Genomic DNA, 16,272 nt, shown 5'->3' on the forward strand with positions numbered 1-16,272 from the left:
CATAGTCTGCAAAATTAAGCAAAAAGACTTTGATATTTTCATTTCTTCTGTCTTGTAAGTGTCAGCACCCGTATTGCCATTGCTTTCACCATCACAACTACCAGCATCAAAATCTGCAAGGGGTGCAGCAATAGATTAACCATTTGATTCTGGGCAGTTAAAAAAGATATCATCACCCGGGTCAGAAAAATAAGACCTACCGGTAACGCTAAAAAAACAGGATCAAAATTCACCGCCATAACAACAGGGCAAAATGTGACGAGCAATAGGTAAATGGAAGCTGCAAATACATTATTACCAAATATCCTGAGCACCCCCTCTCCAACAGAACTCATACCGGAATGATCTTCCAAATAAACAAATCCATTTGCCTGCAGGAGCTCCATTTTCGCTTTAGCCTGGTTTCCACTGATTAAGTTTTGTCTGTACTTGTCCGCATTAAAAAACATACATGGCTGACTGGCCACAAAAAAAGCAGGAATATTAATTAACCTGATCAGCCTCATGGGGAATATATTCATCAGCACGAAATCGTTCAACGGATAAATACACCGCTCAAAAAAACCATTAAACTTTCTGTTCGGCACCAAACTGATCAGTGCAAGATCATATACTTTAGCCCGGTAAATCAAATTATTGATCAGTCCTTTGCTGATACTCAGTTTCCCCTTTAAAAATAAAAGATACTTACCAGTAGCCAGGGCCGCAATGTCACTTATCTTTTCTCCCGGTTCCTTAACCAGGATTTCGACCTCCTTATAATCCTGCTCTTTTATCGATGCCAGTAATTGACTGTGATCATCGCCTTCAATAGCGCTGAATATAACAATGGAGACTTTGTCCGTATAGTGTTTCCCATAATATCCCAGCTTAGGATTCGACAGAAAGTTAAACAGCGTAACTGAAAATCTTAATACCAGGAAGATGAGACCCGCATAAACGAACAAAATCATACTTCCTTTTTATTTTGATCTTTAACCGCATCATCATAATGCTTATTATACGCGCTCTTAAGCAACTGCAGGCTCATATACTCTTCCGCTTCCCAGGACCTCAGATAAGTGTCCATTGTAGGTTTACGCCTTCCATAATAATCTGAAAGACTCACAGAAAAGACGATTTGAAATTGCTTTTTTGAAGAATTGATCACCTGCATTATGCCCTTTTCGAAATTAATACCTGTAACGTGACTTGTATAAGATCTGCCCTGAGGGAATAGGAGCACCAGGTTGTTTGGATCATCCAGCAATTTCCCGGCATAGATCAATGTTTCAATCACGTCTTTTTTACTATTTTCAGCGGCAAATGCGCCAAGGTACTTCAGGTACCAGTGCCGGCTGTAGTCCTGATGATTAATTAAAACATGAAATTGCTTTTTAAAAAGGAGTCTGTTTAACTGAAACATTAAAAAACCATCCCACCAGCTAAAATGATTGGCGAGCAGCAGTACAGCTTCGTCCGTATTAATTTCCAGTTTGTTAAAACGATAACCGGCGAAGTCCTTCCTGAGCAAATGAGCTATATACCAGGAAAAAAAATGAAGGATAAAAGGATTTTTTTTGAACCGGTGCATCCCCTAAAATGGGAATTATTCCACTCAAATGCAAGTTTTAGCTTAAATACACCCGATCCTCTTCGCCTTCCACATCCATCACCACGTCCACGTGTTCCTTTAATATAGTTGCCAGCTGCAGCCCTACAAAGTCAGTTGCTATTGGAAATATTTTATGACTTCTGTCTACGAGAACCACAGTCCTTATTTTTTTATGTGGTGTGTTCAGAAACACGCCAAGGCCGTATGCAAGGGTCTTGCCGCTATTCAATACATCATCTACCAATATCACTACCTTATTTTTCCATTGTGATTCGTCCAGATCAGTATTCGCAACCAGCTTACTGTTGAGCCTGTCCAGGTCTATCCTGAGCATTGTGATTTTAAGATCAGAGATTTTAGACAATACCGATTTCAAACGTAAAGCAAGTTTATATCCGCGGTCCCATATCCCCGCCAGTACAATTTCCTGTTCATCCAGGTTGTCTTCCAAAATCTGGTAAGCAATCCTGTTAATTTTTTGTTGTATCTGTTCTTTATTGAGAATAAGTAACTGAGATTCTGCCATTGGTGTCACATTGTTTTACGTCCTACAAAAAGAACCATTTTAAGGTTGAAAATCAAACTTAGCTAAAATTTTATTTTATCCTTCCTCCTCCCGCACAAAAATGACCGGTGAAAAAATATATTTAAAAATAATTTACAAATAATGCAACGTTTTGTGCTAGTCTGCGTCTAATTCATGAACCCCTAACCTAACCGATTATGAAAAATTCCAGCTTCACTTTAATTGCAATTGTTTTCATCGCACTTTCTGCGAATTCAAGAGCGATCAAAGCTCAGGAGAATAAAGACATAGCCATTACCAATTTTACGGAAGTTTCCGTGTCAAGCGGTATAGATCTTTATCTTACACAAAGCAGTTCTGAAAACATCAGGGTCAGTGCGCATGCCGATCTGTTAAAAAACGTAGTTGTTGAAAAAAAAGGAAATAACCTGAACATCAGATATAAAGACAACATCAGCTGGGGCAGATTGTTTAAAGGTCAAAGCATCAAAGTATATGTGAACTATAAAACGCTGCAGGCCATTTCCGCCAGTGGCGGTAGTGACGTGTATTCACAAAACACTTTAAAAACAGATAAATTATCTATAAGCGCATCTGGTGGTTCGGACATTGATTTAAATGTTGCGGCCAAGGATATCCAAATTCAGACCAGTGGTGGTTCTGATGTAAATATAAAAGGAAATGCGACAAATATGGAGGCCAGCAGCAGCGGCGGAAGCGATATAGATGCACTTGGCTTTGTGGTAGAAAATGCCCGGGTGACGGCAAGCGGCGGCTCTGACGCCAATATTCATGTCACTAAAGCACTTGATGTAACAGCAAGCGGCGGTAGTGATGTAAACTATAAAGGAAACCCTGCTGTAAAAAAATCCTCAGGCAAAAGCGGAGAAGTCAACAAGATAAATTAATATTTAAGTTTAGTTTTTAGTGAATCCCTACCGGTGGAGGCCGTTAGGGATTTTTTGTGCCATAACCTAACCGTTATCCTTGTAGGGATAGAAAATAAAGTTAGCCCCTTCCGGAACGATCACAAACACACACATAAAATCTTCAGGCTTTTTATAATTTTTCAGGAATAAGGTCTTTTTATCAGGCTGAATAATCCCCTTCTCTACAAATTCTTCAAATGTAGATGCCTGAATTGTCCATTCCGTATTCAAGTCCTTGCGGTCCAGGATCACTTCCCCAATACTGACCGTATACTGATGGGCAATAAATATAGGATTAGCAGAAATGCCCTCTGCTATAATCTCAACTGCAACCTCTTTAATAGAGCCGGCGTACAATTCCAGATCTTTTTCGAGACTGATCAGCGGACTTTGTTTTTTAGTTTCAGGTTTCTCACCTTCCGGCTGCTGCGGCAATAATTCTTCTATATCCATTATAATTAATTTTCAAAAGCGCTACACCGCGCTGCCAGCAAATTTCAACAAAACAACGTTTTCAACATGCTGAGTATGAGGAAACATGTCAACCGGCTTGATCCTCAGCGCTTCATATTTATCTTTCAGGAGGGCGAGGTCTCTAGCCTGTGTAGCCGCATTACAGCTGACATATACAATTTTATCAGCTTCCATTTCCAGCAACCGTGCTACCACATCCGCATGCATTCCGGCTCTCGGCGGATCAGTGATGACCACATCAGGCTTGCCATGCGCAGCAATAAATTCTCTTGTCAGAATGTCTTTCATATCACCGGCATAGAAAATCGTATTGTCGATTTTATTAAGCTGCGAATTGAACTTTGCATCTTCAATAGCTGTCGGGACATATTCAATCCCGATCACCTGCTTAACATTCCCTGCCACAAAATTTGCAATCGTCCCGGCCCCGGTATAAAGGTCATAAACCAGTTCATTCCCGGAAAAGCCTGCAAACTCCTTCGTAATTTTATACAATTCATGCGCCTGATCAGAATTGGTCTGGTAAAATGACTTTGGGCCAATCTTAAATTTCAGACCATCCATTTCTTCAAAAATGTAATCCCTTCCCGAATAGGTAATTACCTCCTGGTCAAATATAGTATCGTTCTTTTTTTGGTTGATAATATACAGCAGAGAAGTAATTGCCGGAAAATTTAGTTTCAGATGCTCCATCAGTCCGTCAGCCTGTTCCTGGCTCACATAGGCAAAAACCACCACAACCATTACTTCACCAGTAGAAGAAGTACGTATGATGAGGTTCCTCAAACTACCCTCATGGTTGCGGAGGTCATAAAAGCTCATGCTGTTTTCCAACGCATAAGTGCGGACCGAATTTCTTATCGTATTTGACGGTTCAGCCTGCAGGTAGCAGTGCTGAATGTCAAGTATCTTGTCAAACCGTAAAGGAACATGAAAGCCCAGCGCATTCATTTCAAGAGCAGAATCAGGCCCTTCGGTACCAGGCTCGTCCTCAAGTACCCCCCGTTCTATAATGTCCTCTTTATTTAACCAGCGTTTATTCGAAAAAGTATACTCCAGCTTATTCCTGTAATACTTATTCTCAGCAGAACCCAAAATAGGCTCCATACCTGCGGTATCGATCTTTGCGAGGCGCTGGAGTGCCGCCTCTACGTTCTTATGTTTAAATTTCAACTGGGCATCATATTCCATATGTTGCCATTTGCAACCGCCACAAGTGCCAAAATGCTGACAAAAAGGGTCTGTTCTTAACACAGAAGCTTTATTTAGACTTTCAATGACAGCCTCCGCAAAGTTCTTTTTCTTTTTAACTATACGCACGTCTGCCACATCTCCCGGAACCGCTTTATCGACAAAAATCACCAGCTCATCTGCCTTGCCTACACCCTTACCCTCTTCGGCAATGTCAATTATATTTAGATTTGGAATAATGCTTACAGTTCCCGGTTTTCTATTTCTACTCATTGTGCGGCATAACTTAATATAAAACTGCAACGGCAATAATCCCGTACAGCTAAAAAATGCAAAGATGCGAATAATAGTTTTAAATTTTATTACGGCGCAAGATTTCTTAAAGACGCAGACTGCACCCTTTTACCAGGAAATCATCAGATCAAGCTTTATTTACCTAAAACCTTAAGGATAAAACCAAAAAGGCCACTTAGCCAATTAAAACTCATATCAAATTTTTCCTCTACCGAAACAGAAATTTCCAAAATTTCATTACTCATGGCCGTTATATTGATATATTACCAAATATAGGTGTTTTTATACCAAATACCAAAACGGTACAACGAATAACTATAAGGCAGCTTTAACCAAAAAAGGAAGCAGTTCTTTTTGGAAACTGACAAAGTTCTTGCGTACATCAGAATCACTTACAGATGTAAATGCAAATGAGAATACAATGCTTTTACTCGCTTTGAGCAAAAAAGCCAACCCTTCCTTGCGCGATGGATTATTCTTAAAGTGGTCGAGTTCCAGGTAAGCAGACAACAGTAAAGATTCCAGCTGATCTGATAAATGCTTAAGAAACTCCTGGGAATTGGCATTTTCCCTGACAAAATCCCAGCCGATAAACTCATTACACACGGTATAAGTCAACCTGCAGGTCTTCATGACCAGTGCCTTCAGATGCTCCTCTTCGTCTGCAAACTGGGCTTTATTTTTTAATATCTCATGAAGGTTCAAATCCAGATAATTCATCAGAATAGCGTCCAGTATTTGTTCCTTGCTTTCAAAATATTTATAAATGGTCGCTTTTGCGATCCTGGCTTTCTTAGCGATTTCGTTGACACTGGTCTTATGATAACCGTATTTTCTAAAAAGCTCTTTTGCAGCCTTGATTATGCTTTCTTTAATTTTTTCCGGTTCCATCAATTCGTTACATGTATAGTATTTCCCTGTATAGATGTAGTGTACATCTTTAAGGCCCTTTTCGCAGGGGCCTTAACCGGACTGCCATCTTCCAGGGAAAATTTTGCACCCGTGCATTTATCAGTGACCGCAAAATTTGACTCATCCAGTACAACAGCGCACTTTTCCTCCGGATTTACTGTGCTGCAACGGTCATAAGACACGTAACTGCCGTCCAGTTTGTGGTAAATGATCAGGCCCGCCACACCGTGGTCCTTAATCAATACCCCCTGTCCGGGACTGCTTAGCCTCAGAAGCCTCGGATCTGTCAGGAGCGCACTAAAATTCACCGGAACATTAGGAATTGCTATATCTGCCTTGCCGCAGGCGGCACACATCATCCAAAGTAATATCCAAATTCCGGCTATCTTTTTCATTATATTAATGAGGTTTTGTACTGTTTTAAAAACCGTGCATCATTTTCTGAGAACAGGCGAAGGTCTTTGATCTCAAATTTTAAGTTGGCGATACGTTCGATGCCCATTCCAAAAGCAAATCCGCTGTATTTTTTACTGTCAATACCGCAGTTTTCCAAAACATTCGGATCCACCATGCCGCAGCCCAGAATCTCTACCCAGCCGCTATATTTACACATCGGACATCCTGCGCCTTTGCAGATCGTACATGAGATATCCATTTCTGCAGAAGGTTCGGTAAACGGAAAATAAGAAGGGCGGAAACGAACTTTCGTTCCTTCCCCGTACAGCTCCTGTACAAAATAAAACAGCGTCTGCTTTAAATCCGCAAATGATACGTTCTCATCCACATAAAGTCCTTCCACCTGGTGAAAGAAACAATGTGCCCTTGCAGAGATCGCCTCATTGCGGTATACCCTGCCGGGCATGATTGCTCTGAAAGGTGGCTGACCAGCTTCCATCATTCTCACCTGTACAGATGAAGTGTGCGTACGAAGTGCTATATCACCTTTTTCACCACCTTTTTTAATAAAGAAAGTGTCCTGCATATCTCTTGCCGGATGTTCTTCCGGGAAGTTCAATGCGGAGAAATTATGCCAGTCATCCTCTATTTCCGGACCCTCTGCTACTACAAAACCCAGCTTGTTAAAAATCTCAATAATCTCTCTTCTCACCAGGGCCAGCGGGTGGCGTGCTCCTACTTCAAAACCCTCACCAGGCAGGGTCAGGTCCAGACCAGAATCAGCGGCAGCTTCCGTTACCCCGCCCTGATCTTTTAAAGTCTGGTATTTTGCTTCGGCCAGCTGTTTAAATTCATTTAAAATCTTGCCCAGGGATCTTTTCTCCCCGGGTGAAACCGCTTTAAACTCATCAAAAATATCTTTGATAATCCCCTTAGTTCCCAGGAACTTAATACGAAACTGCTCTAACTCATCTGCTTTATCTGTGGAAAATGCATTTACTTCCGCAGCATACTGTGTTATCTTATCTTGTAGCATGGGGTCAAATATACAGCTATTTATACAATTTTATATTACACCCAATGCCTTACCTACTTTTGTAAATGCAGCAATAGCCTTATCCAGGTGGTGCTGTTCATGCCCCGCAGAAAGCTGTACACGGATCCTTGCCTTGCCCTGGGCCACTACCGGATAATAAAACCCGATCACATAAATACCCTCCTCCAGCATTTTTGCAGCAAACTCCTGCGCCAGCTTCGCATCATACAACATGACCGGCACAATAGGGTGCACCCCTTCCTTAATGTCAAAACCAGCTTCAGTCATCTTCTTACGGAAATAAGCAGTATTCTGCTCCAGTTTATCCCTCAGGTCTGTAGTTTCACTTAACAAGTCAAGAACTGCCACTGATGCCCCTGCAATAGCAGGCGCCAGGGTATTAGAGAAAAGATAAGGTCGGGACCTTTGGCGCAACATGTCGATGATTTCCTTTTTACCAGAGGTAAAACCACCTGAAGCGCCACCCAATGCCTTACCCAGAGTACCCGTAATGATGTCAACCCTGTCCATTACATTAAAGTGCTCATGCGTGCCTCGACCAGTCTTACCGATAAAACCTGTACAATGTGACTCATCGATCATAACTAAAGCTTCGTATTTATCCGCCAGGTCACAGATTTTATCCAAAGGTGCCACTACACCGTCCATAGAAAAAGCACCATCGGTAACGATGATCCGGTGCCTGGAATCCCTGGCAGCGATCAGCTGCTGTTCCAGATCCGCCATATCCGCATTTTTATACCTGAAACGCTTTGCCTTGCACAGACGCACACCATCAATAATAGACGCATGGTTCAGTTCATCAGATATTATGGCATCCTGGTCATTAAACAAAGGCTCAAAAACACCGCCATTGGCATCAAACGCTGCTGCATATAAAATAGTGTCTTCCGTTCCCAGGAATTTTGAGATCTTTTCCTCCAGTTCCTTATGCACATCCTGCGTACCACAGATAAACCGTACAGAAGACATCCCATATCCATATTTATCCACCGCTTTTTTTGCCGCTGCTATCACTAAAGGATGCGACGACAGCCCCAGATAATTGTTAGCGCAGAAATTTACCACTTCCTGACCTGTACTCACCTTGATGTCAGCACCCTGAGGGGTTACTATGATACGTTCACGTTTATATAATCCGTCCTTTTCTATTTGTGCCAGTTCTTGCTGGAGCACCGGTTGTAATGTTTTGTACATAATAATAATCTAGTTGTTGCAGCCAAAGTTATATAAATATCGTCTTAGATAGGTAATCCAATAAAATACACTTAACAAACTTTAACAAGATATTTCTGTTAACTTTAATAACTAATCGGATATTTAGCCCATAATCCTCTTTAATGAAGAACACCACACTGACGCTAACATTACTTATTTGCGCATTTCTTTGCAAAGCACAACAAATTAAATTAAGCGGGACTATAAAAGACAACGAAGGACAAGTCGTGCCGTTCGCTTCAGTTTACATCAAAAATACGACAACCGGAACTTCCGCCAATGTTGATGGAGTTTATGCTTTTGCATTAGATAAAGGCACTGTCACCATAGTTTATAAGGCGATTGGCTATAAACTACTGGAGAAAACCATTACCCTGTCAGAAAACACCATAGAAAACGCAGTGCTGACATCCGAGAATTACACACTGCAGGGAGTGACCATCAGAGGTAATGGCGAAGACCCCGCCAATGAGATCATCAGACAAGCAATCAAAAGCAGAAGCAGGCACCTGACCGAAGTCGATGCTTATACCACAGACGTCTATATCAAAGGAGTTCAGAAGCTGGTTGGTGCGCCAAAGAAATTCTTTGGGCGGGACATCCAGAAGACACTTGATCTGGATACCAATCGAAAAGGCATTTTGTATTTATCAGAGTCTACTTCTAAGTTTTCATTTGAGCGACCGGGCAAGATCCATGAAGAAATGATTTCCTCCAAAGTTGCCGGCCGCAACAACGCCTTTAGTTTCAACAAGGCTTCCGATCTCATCATCAATTTTTACGAGAATATACTGCTGGAAAATACACTGAGCACACGTGGTTTTGTTTCGCCGATATCAGACGGCGCGTTCCTTTATTACCGTTATAAGCTCATCGGTACAGCCACTGAAAACGGACAAACGGTCAATAAAATCCAGATTATTCCAAAAAGGGAACATGACCCCGCTTTCAGGGGCACAATCTACATCAGTGATGACAGTTATCACCTGCTTAATGCGGAGGTTTACCTGACCAAAAACACAGGAATAAACCTGCTGGACACCTTAAATATTTCTCAGCAATTCCTGAAGGTGGAAAATACATATATGCCTTCCAACATCAATTTCCAGTTCAATGGAAATGTGTTTGGATTCAAATTTGAAGGGTACTATGTCGGGGTTTACAGCAATTACAACATCCACCCTGATTTTCCAAAAAATCATTTCAACGGCGAGATCCTTAAGATCACCAAAGCAGTAAATAAAAAAGATTCCCTTTTTTGGCTCAACAACCGCCCCATTCCGCTTACTGCAGAAGAAAGCCGGGATTACATCAGAAAGGACAGCGTAGCTGTGCTCAAAACCTCCAGACATTATCTGGACTCAGTAGAACGGGCGAACAATAAATTTGGCATTGTGAAATTACTGGTCACCGGTTACACCATAAACAACCGTTATGCTAAAAAATCTTATGCCTTCGACCCCTTATACAGATCGGTATTTTACAATACTGTAGAAGGTTTTGCTTTGAAATACGGTATTACCTATACAAAATACCTGGAGGACAGAAAGTACTACAACATCAGGCCTGAAGCAAGATATGGTTTTTCTAACAAGACATTTACAGGAAGCCTCAGCGCCAATTATTTTTACGACCCGGTAAAAAGGGCAAACGTCAGCTTTAGTGCGGGTTCAGGTATTTTCGATCTCAATAACTATGGTTCCATGAGTTTACTGGGCAACTCCATCAATTCCCTGTTTTTTGAAACCAATTTTTCCAAATTCTACAAAAAGGAATTTGCGAACATCGGAACCGCAAGAGAACTGGCCAATGGTCTTCAGGGGCAAATAATAGCCGGTTATTCCAGAAACACAAACTTGGTAAACACCACACACTTCAAGATAAAAGACCTTAAAGGAGAAACATTTACCTCAAACAACCCTTTCAATCCCGAAACTGAAAAGGAATTGTTCCCTACCTATCGGGCCCTGACTGTAGACGCAACGCTGACCTACACCATTGGACAGACCTATATCACCCGTCCGGACGGGAAGTTTTATCAGCCTTCGAAATATCCCGTGATCAAACTGAATTATAAAAAAGGAATCAGCGGATTGCTAAACAGTGATGTTGATTACGACCGCGTCTCACTCGAAGTATCAGAGGACAGGATCAGCATGGGCATGTTGGGCTATTCCTCATTCGTTGCCGGAGCAGGTAAATACCTGAACAATGATGTAGTCTATTACCCCGAACAAAAACACTTCCGGGGCAACAATTCATTGTTAAGCAAACCTGACCTCAGAAAGTTCCTGTTCCTTGATTTTTACATGTTCAGCACCAACCGGGAATATGCGGAATTCCATTATGAACATAATTTCTCAGGTTTCCTGACCAATAAGGTCCCCCTGCTGCGCAAGTTAAAACTTGAGGAACTGGTAGGTGTCAGCTACCTGACCCAACCAGTTAAGAGAAACTACACAGAGTTCTATTTTGGTTTGCAGCGGCTGATCTTCAGGGCAGCTTATGGTTTTGCATATGATGGCAAAAGGCGGGTGGATCACGGGTTCAGGCTTACATATGGGTTTTAAGAGTTGTTATAACTGAATAAACAAACTTGCGACCAGCCCTAAAAAAGTCATTGCGAGGCACAAAGCGATCTCATCTTGATTATCCTGTCTGAGATTGCTTCGTGCCCCGCAATGACGATATGATTATGCGAATTGCTTAAAACCTATAAATCCAGTTTCTTCCTGATGTCAGACGGGATCCCTTTCTTGTGCAGCAAAAACGCAGTGGTTTTATACTTCACAAAATTCTTGGTTACGTATAAATAACCTTTATAATCATTGGTAGCACCCCATGAATTTTTCACGATGTAGTACTCTTTACCATTCTGGTCCTTCGCCATCCCTGTGATCTGCATCCCGTGATCGTCAGTAGTCTGATAATCGTCAAACGCAGCCTGGCGCAGCTCAACTGTAATTTCCTTCTCAGGTTTTGGTCCGTTGAACATTGCCTTTTTCTCCTCAGCACTCATGCTTTCAAAATCCGTCTGAGGTACATATGCCACTCCGTTTTTCCAGCTAAAGCCTTTCTCGCTTACGTCAGTAGCCCAGGCAACGGTAAAGCCACCTTTCAGTGCATTGTCAATGATCTTTATGATGTCGTCCATCTGAACATTATACACCTGATCATAAGACCAGTTATCCGGCACCATCAATACTGTTTTTTGGTAATAAGGAGAAGTATTGAAAGAAGAAAGTTCTACATAATCAGCCGGATTGATACCGACTACCTCTTTTGCAAAAGTCTTCGGCGTATATTCTTTCCCCTCATAAGTGAACTTTTCGGGAACCGCGCCCATACAGGAATCAATAGTCCCGATGTATTTCGTCTTCCAGTTCGGATCAAAATCACCCTGTACCGCCTTTTTAAGAATAGCTTCCGTTAGCTTGTTCATTTTATCTGATGAAGTCTTACCGCCATAATCATTTCCTGTATAAACGTCCTGCGGCATCGCGCCATATTTTGCAAACATATTGATCACATCATGGCATGCACCACCGTCACCCAGCGTCAGGGCGCCGTGCATGCGCACATAATTGATCCCCTTTTCCACGTAAACATTCCGTGCCGAAAAAAGATCAGCCAGATCAACCGGTTTTTTGCCCATGCGGATCATCTCCGATTCCAGAAAAGAATTGGTACTGTAACTCCAGCAAGTACCTGACGATTTTTGATTTTTCACAGAAGTCGCTTCTGCATTCATTACTTCCGTAAAAGTGAAGCTGTTCTTGCTTGCCTCACTTTGATTGTCTTTAAGTGAATTAACCAGATTGTCCTGTGCGAACCCTACATTGGTTCCAAGCAGTAAGCCCGCAGCCAACCACAATGGTTTCATTGAAATTTTAGTCATTTGTATGTATAAAGTTAGTTAGTATAAGTTGTTTAGCTCTACAAAGGCAAACATAATTAATTTTGGAACAAAAACAACGTTTACAATATGCGGGTCACACCAAATTTACTTTAACACCCCCAATTTTGATTATGTCAGAGAGATGACAGTAAATATTTGCAAGATAAGACCGATCGGTCTTATCTTTAAACCATGTTAACGAAAGCAGAAAAAACCCGCCAGCACATTATTGAAAAAGCAGCCGTGCTTTTCAATAAGAAAGGGATGGCCGGAACTTCCATTAACGACATCATGCAGGCTGCAAATCTTGCCAAAGGAGGTATATATGGGAATTTTGAAAACAAGGAAGAGATCTGCCTGGAAGTTTTCAAATACCTTTCCAAAAATCTGCTTGGCCTGATTGATGCTGCGCTCAACAGCAGGGACAGTGCAAAGGATAAACTGTACGCATTACTGGATTTTTACGAAGATGCCCTTCTGTATAGTGACAAAGGGGGCTGCCCGGTTCTCAATTTCGGAACCGAAGCTGACGACACCAACCCGGTGATCAAACAGGCGGTAAACAAAACGATCAAAGACACCCAGGACAGAATTACCAGGGTGATCGCAGATGGTATTGAAAGCGGTGAATTTAGCCCTTCAGTAAACGCAGGCGCATTTGCTGTCAAAATGTACCTTTCAACAGAAGGTGCAATTCTGGTTGGCAGGATCCAAAACAGCAACCAACAAATGAAAATCATGAATGACATACTGAAGGCTGAAATAGAATCTTTCTCACAATGATTTTTTTTGACCAAATATAGACCGATCGGTCTATTTCACATAAGCCAAGAGAAGAAAATAAAATACATTAAAGACTAAAAAAGATGAACATTACAAATAACACAGTCCTGATAACCGGCGGAACAGCCGGAATCGGATTCGAACTTGCAAAATCATTTGCTGAAGCTGGAAACAAAATCATCATCACCGGCAGAAACCAACAAAGACTTACTGAAGCACTCGCCAAGCTTCCCGGCGCAACCGGCTTCACTGGTGATATCAGCAATCCTGAGGACACAGAAAAACTAGTAGACTTCATAAAAAATAATGCTCCCGAAGTCAATATCGTAATCAACAATGCCGGTGCAGCGCACCTGTATAAACTGGCCAATAACGAAGATGCCTTTGAAAAAGCTCAGGATGAAATGCTGACCAACTATCTGGCGGTGATCCGTCTCAACGAAAAATTAATTCCTTTACTAAAATTACAACCTCAGGCAGCAGTGGTCAATGTTTCCTCTATAGTTGCTTTTGTACCCGGATCATTACCGACCTATTCTGCATCCAAAGCAGCACTGCACTCCTACACGCAGTCTTTAAGGATCATACTTGAGCGTACATCAAACGTCAAGGTTTTTGAACTCATGCCGCCGCTGGTCGATACAGAATTCAGCGCCCCGATCAATGGTAAAACCGGTATACCCGCAGCTCAGGTAGCCAGTGATCTGATCACAGCCATCCAGGCAGACAACTACGAAGTACGTGTGGGGAATACGCAGAAGATCTATGAACTTTATCTCCAGTCTCCGGCAGAGGCCCTCGCAGCAATGAACCCTGCATAGCAATGAACCCTGCATAAGCTCCTGTCGATGAACCTACCAGCTCAGTTTCACACCAATGCCTTCCGGACTATTGTCAAAGCCCATATAATAGGTTTTTGACCCTGCATCCCAGGAAGTTTTAACATTGGCGACCTTCCTCCCGGCATGATCCGTAACCATTATAATTTTTGGCTCAGCTGGCAGCAATATCCGGATGCTGTTTACCGTGTTTGCCGGGCTTTTGCAGATGAACGAATAAGCGCCTTTTGTGCTGGCTTCCGCTGATATTCTTGACGCAGAAGCCAGCACCATTGGTTTTGACTTATCCTTTACCCTGGTAATATTGTACAAGAAACCCTGTTCTCCCGGATTGATCACTTTTTCGGCAAGCACAGGCAAATCCGGATCAAACAGATCCACCACAGGACCTTTGACAACATAGGGTTTTGCATCTGGATGCTCATCCATGACCGAGACCACATCATATGCACCCCGCGCCAGGTAGAGGTTGTTTTTAAACAACAGCTTACCCGCCCTTGCATCAACTTCATAGGCATGTTTCACCGTTTGGATATACTCCTGATCTGAATCAGCTTTCAGCACAAAATCTTTTGGGTCTTGCCTGATTACATACACCGAACCTTTGCCAAATCTCAGACGTTTGCCTTCCTCCGCCCTAATGTTCATTAAACCAAACAAGTGTTCCGATGGTGCCTTATAGGAATTTCCCTTTGTATTCCACCATTCCAAAACCGATTGATAAGGATCATCATCACTGCCGCAATACACCAGCACTCCCCCGCCTCTTACCCAGTCCGCCAAATGTTGGTTCACCTCAGGGGAAAATGGCTTCATATTCGAATAACTCACGATCAGCACTTTTATATCCTTCAATGTATTGCTGAACGACAAGTTTTCCATATGAACCGTCTGTACCGGCACCCCGTTTTTCAATAAGGGCAAAGTCTGACCATAGAAATTGGAAAACGCCGGATCAGTGTAGCCTTTATGCACGGGAAACTGCTGGAACATTAAACTATTGCCCATCAAAACACCAATCCCATTGACACCCGTTACCCTGTTATCAGACAAAGGCATGTCATTCAGTGCATTCACCATCACTTGCATCTGGGTCGAATAGTATTTCGGGATCAGCACCTCTTCTTTACTGCTGGCCAGCTTATAAGGCCTGGTATAAATGCGTTCCGGCCAGGGCATCACCTCGTAGTTATTCACCATGGGGTATAAAAGCTTGGCGGTAAATGTCGCCTGATAATTTCTTTTATAATCACCCCAGTCGCGTGGCCAGTCCTCTATAGGATCTGTAAGAAAGAACATTTTACGTCCCGTCGGGGCCGTCATCGAAACCATAGAACCATATTCCAGAAAAGCATTTTCAAAAACACGTTCTTTCTTCTGACCGTCATAATAAGTTGGCTCACGTGAAGTACCTGTCCAGACTTGAGCAATGTAACCATCAATACCCGGCAAAGACGCCAGGCTAGCCTCAGGGCTCACGATCCTCCAGGAAGAATAATTGACCAGCGAATGCGTCGCGATGTAAACCTTGATGTCCATCCCCTTTTCTTTGCCATAAGACTTAGCATAAGCTGATACCTCCTTAATTGCATTGTAATAAAGCTGGTATTTCAGTTTGTGTGACAAATAGGTATTTTCGGCAGATTCATGCTGGGGTCTCCAGTCAAAACCATAGAAAGACTTCCACTCATTTTTGAACACCTCACTATACCCGGCCCTTGCCCAAAACTCCGGTTCTTCCAGGTATATGGAACTGATCCCCGCATCTATCACTTTTTTGATGATCGCCGTTTTCATATAATCAAGGAAAGACTTTACAGGTACAATGTAAGGCACCCCGCCACCATGCCAGATCACCTTGCCGTCCCGCTCAACCTGTCCGATGTCCTGATGGTTCTTCCCATCCCACTTGCCGAGAAAATAATCCTGGTATTCACCCCAGGCTATGCCCGTCATGAAGTGCGTCTGATAACCATTGTCCCGCCAGGACTGTACCCGCTGTTCAAACGTCATACTCTTACGGTCACCCGCACCATAAACGATCGCTATATCCGACCGGACATCGATCTCCGGCCGCCAGGCACTACCCGTCTGGAATGCTGTTTTCTCTGTCTGCGGGGCCTGCCCCAGGCAAAAATATGCCATAGGTGTAAATACGCAT

At 42.6% G+C, this 16,272-nt stretch carries 16 protein-coding genes; 4 read left to right on the top strand and 12 right to left on the bottom strand.

What is annotated here, in order from left to right:
* Positions 1-38 precede the first annotated feature (38 nt).
* Genes QEP08_RS17440 through QEP08_RS17450 form a run of 3 tightly spaced genes read right to left on the bottom strand, consistent with a single transcriptional unit; the run spans position 39 to position 2,120 of the window.
* On the bottom strand, positions 39-953 hold the full coding sequence (locus tag QEP08_RS17440; RefSeq protein WP_285059908.1) for a hypothetical protein: 915 nt from the start codon (positions 951-953) through the stop codon (positions 39-41).
* Entirely contained in the window at positions 950-1,573 is a 624-nt protein-coding gene (locus tag QEP08_RS17445; RefSeq protein ID WP_285059909.1) for a 1-acyl-sn-glycerol-3-phosphate acyltransferase, read from the bottom strand. Before QEP08_RS17445 ends, QEP08_RS17440 begins: the two co-directional genes overlap by 4 nt.
* Positions 1,574-1,610: 37 nt before the next feature.
* Positions 1,611-2,120 (bottom strand): phosphoribosyltransferase family protein, encoded by a 510-nt coding sequence (locus QEP08_RS17450; protein ID WP_285059910.1) that lies wholly within the window; start codon positions 2,118-2,120, stop codon positions 1,611-1,613.
* A 197-nt stretch (positions 2,121-2,317) separates the two neighbouring features.
* Between QEP08_RS17450 and QEP08_RS17455 the strand changes: the two genes are divergently transcribed.
* Positions 2,318-3,028 (top strand): head GIN domain-containing protein, encoded by a 711-nt coding sequence (locus tag QEP08_RS17455; RefSeq protein ID WP_285059911.1) that lies wholly within the window; start codon positions 2,318-2,320, stop codon positions 3,026-3,028.
* Positions 3,029-3,094: 66 nt separating this feature from the next.
* On the opposite strand, the gene QEP08_RS17460 is transcribed toward QEP08_RS17455, so the two are convergent.
* The 7 genes from QEP08_RS17460 to kbl form a co-directional block, all read right to left on the bottom strand.
* Positions 3,095-3,502, bottom strand: a complete 408-nt coding sequence (locus QEP08_RS17460) for a hypothetical protein (protein ID WP_285059912.1) — start codon at positions 3,500-3,502, stop codon at positions 3,095-3,097.
* A gap of 21 nt (positions 3,503-3,523) precedes the next feature.
* Positions 3,524-4,987 (bottom strand): 23S rRNA (uracil(1939)-C(5))-methyltransferase RlmD, encoded by a 1,464-nt coding sequence (rlmD, locus tag QEP08_RS17465; protein WP_285059913.1) that lies wholly within the window; start codon positions 4,985-4,987, stop codon positions 3,524-3,526.
* A gap of 155 nt (positions 4,988-5,142) precedes the next feature.
* Positions 5,143-5,253 (bottom strand): phenylalanyl-tRNA synthetase subunit alpha, encoded by a 111-nt coding sequence (locus QEP08_RS17470; protein WP_285059914.1) that lies wholly within the window; start codon positions 5,251-5,253, stop codon positions 5,143-5,145.
* A gap of 70 nt (positions 5,254-5,323) precedes the next feature.
* Positions 5,324-5,899 (bottom strand): TetR/AcrR family transcriptional regulator, encoded by a 576-nt coding sequence (locus QEP08_RS17475; RefSeq protein ID WP_285059915.1) that lies wholly within the window; start codon positions 5,897-5,899, stop codon positions 5,324-5,326.
* Complete coding sequence (locus tag QEP08_RS17480) at positions 5,899-6,315, bottom strand: Rieske (2Fe-2S) protein (RefSeq protein ID WP_285059916.1); 417 nt, start codon at positions 6,313-6,315, stop codon at positions 5,899-5,901. The genes QEP08_RS17475 and QEP08_RS17480 overlap by 1 nt, the downstream gene beginning before the upstream one ends.
* Entirely contained in the window at positions 6,315-7,352 is a 1,038-nt protein-coding gene (gene pheS, locus QEP08_RS17485) for a phenylalanine--tRNA ligase subunit alpha (protein ID WP_285059917.1), read from the bottom strand. Before pheS ends, QEP08_RS17480 begins: the two co-directional genes overlap by 1 nt.
* Positions 7,353-7,382: 30 nt before the next feature.
* Positions 7,383-8,570 carry a glycine C-acetyltransferase gene (kbl, locus tag QEP08_RS17490; protein ID WP_285059918.1) on the bottom strand — a complete coding sequence of 396 codons (1,188 nt, stop codon included), beginning with the start codon at positions 8,568-8,570 and terminating at the stop codon, positions 7,383-7,385.
* Between the two features lie 143 nt (positions 8,571-8,713).
* On the opposite strand from kbl, the gene QEP08_RS17495 reads away from it, so the two are divergent.
* Positions 8,714-11,161 carry a DUF5686 and carboxypeptidase regulatory-like domain-containing protein gene (locus QEP08_RS17495; protein WP_285059919.1) on the top strand — a complete coding sequence of 816 codons (2,448 nt, stop codon included), beginning with the start codon at positions 8,714-8,716 and terminating at the stop codon, positions 11,159-11,161.
* Positions 11,162-11,304: 143 nt separating this feature from the next.
* Here the strand turns inward: QEP08_RS17495 and QEP08_RS17500 are convergent, their stop codons facing one another.
* Entirely contained in the window at positions 11,305-12,489 is a 1,185-nt protein-coding gene (locus QEP08_RS17500; protein WP_431844617.1) for a C1 family peptidase, read from the bottom strand.
* Positions 12,490-12,681: 192 nt separating this feature from the next.
* Here QEP08_RS17500 and QEP08_RS17505 point away from each other — a divergent pair, with 192 nt between their 5' ends.
* Positions 12,682-13,272, top strand: a complete 591-nt coding sequence (locus tag QEP08_RS17505; protein WP_285059920.1) for a TetR/AcrR family transcriptional regulator — start codon at positions 12,682-12,684, stop codon at positions 13,270-13,272.
* Positions 13,273-13,355: 83 nt separating this feature from the next.
* Positions 13,356-14,093 carry an SDR family oxidoreductase gene (locus tag QEP08_RS17510; protein WP_285059921.1) on the top strand — a complete coding sequence of 246 codons (738 nt, stop codon included), beginning with the start codon at positions 13,356-13,358 and terminating at the stop codon, positions 14,091-14,093.
* Positions 14,094-14,126: 33 nt separating this feature from the next.
* Here QEP08_RS17510 and QEP08_RS17515 read toward each other — a convergent pair whose 3' ends face one another.
* Positions 14,127-16,256, bottom strand: coding sequence for a hypothetical protein (locus QEP08_RS17515; RefSeq protein ID WP_285059922.1), 2,130 nt, complete (start codon positions 16,254-16,256; stop codon positions 14,127-14,129).
* Positions 16,257-16,272 lie beyond the last annotated feature (16 nt).

The sequence above is a fragment of the Pedobacter ginsengisoli genome, from assembly GCF_030244015.1.
Lineage (GTDB): Bacteria > Bacteroidota > Bacteroidia > Sphingobacteriales > Sphingobacteriaceae > Pedobacter > Pedobacter ginsengisoli.

What these genes read in the sequence shown, in the direction of transcription:
- kbl (WP_285059918.1), bottom strand. Translation starts at nt 8,570, where the DNA reads ATGTACAAAACATTACAACCGGTGCTCCAGCAAGAACTGGCACAAATA.
- QEP08_RS17505 (WP_285059920.1), top strand. Translation starts at nt 12,682, where the DNA reads ATGTTAACGAAAGCAGAAAAAACCCGCCAGCACATTATTGAAAAAGCA.
- QEP08_RS17515 (WP_285059922.1), bottom strand. Translation starts at nt 16,256, where the DNA reads ATGGCATATTTTTGCCTGGGGCAGGCCCCGCAGACAGAGAAAACAGCA.
- QEP08_RS17495 (WP_285059919.1), top strand. Translation starts at nt 8,714, where the DNA reads ATGAAGAACACCACACTGACGCTAACATTACTTATTTGCGCATTTCTT.
- QEP08_RS17445 (WP_285059909.1), bottom strand. Translation starts at nt 1,573, where the DNA reads ATGCACCGGTTCAAAAAAAATCCTTTTATCCTTCATTTTTTTTCCTGG.
- QEP08_RS17480 (WP_285059916.1), bottom strand. Translation starts at nt 6,315, where the DNA reads ATGAAAAAGATAGCCGGAATTTGGATATTACTTTGGATGATGTGTGCC.
- QEP08_RS17450 (WP_285059910.1), bottom strand. Translation starts at nt 2,120, where the DNA reads ATGGCAGAATCTCAGTTACTTATTCTCAATAAAGAACAGATACAACAA.
- QEP08_RS17460 (WP_285059912.1), bottom strand. Translation starts at nt 3,502, where the DNA reads ATGGATATAGAAGAATTATTGCCGCAGCAGCCGGAAGGTGAGAAACCT.
- rlmD (WP_285059913.1), bottom strand. Translation starts at nt 4,987, where the DNA reads ATGAGTAGAAATAGAAAACCGGGAACTGTAAGCATTATTCCAAATCTA.
- QEP08_RS17455 (WP_285059911.1), top strand. Translation starts at nt 2,318, where the DNA reads ATGAAAAATTCCAGCTTCACTTTAATTGCAATTGTTTTCATCGCACTT.
- QEP08_RS17440 (WP_285059908.1), bottom strand. Translation starts at nt 953, where the DNA reads ATGATTTTGTTCGTTTATGCGGGTCTCATCTTCCTGGTATTAAGATTT.
- pheS (WP_285059917.1), bottom strand. Translation starts at nt 7,352, where the DNA reads ATGCTACAAGATAAGATAACACAGTATGCTGCGGAAGTAAATGCATTT.
- QEP08_RS17500 (WP_431844617.1), bottom strand. Translation starts at nt 12,489, where the DNA reads ATGACTAAAATTTCAATGAAACCATTGTGGTTGGCTGCGGGCTTACTG.
- QEP08_RS17510 (WP_285059921.1), top strand. Translation starts at nt 13,356, where the DNA reads ATGAACATTACAAATAACACAGTCCTGATAACCGGCGGAACAGCCGGA.
- QEP08_RS17470 (WP_285059914.1), bottom strand. Translation starts at nt 5,253, where the DNA reads ATGAGTAATGAAATTTTGGAAATTTCTGTTTCGGTAGAGGAAAAATTT.
- QEP08_RS17475 (WP_285059915.1), bottom strand. Translation starts at nt 5,899, where the DNA reads ATGGAACCGGAAAAAATTAAAGAAAGCATAATCAAGGCTGCAAAAGAG.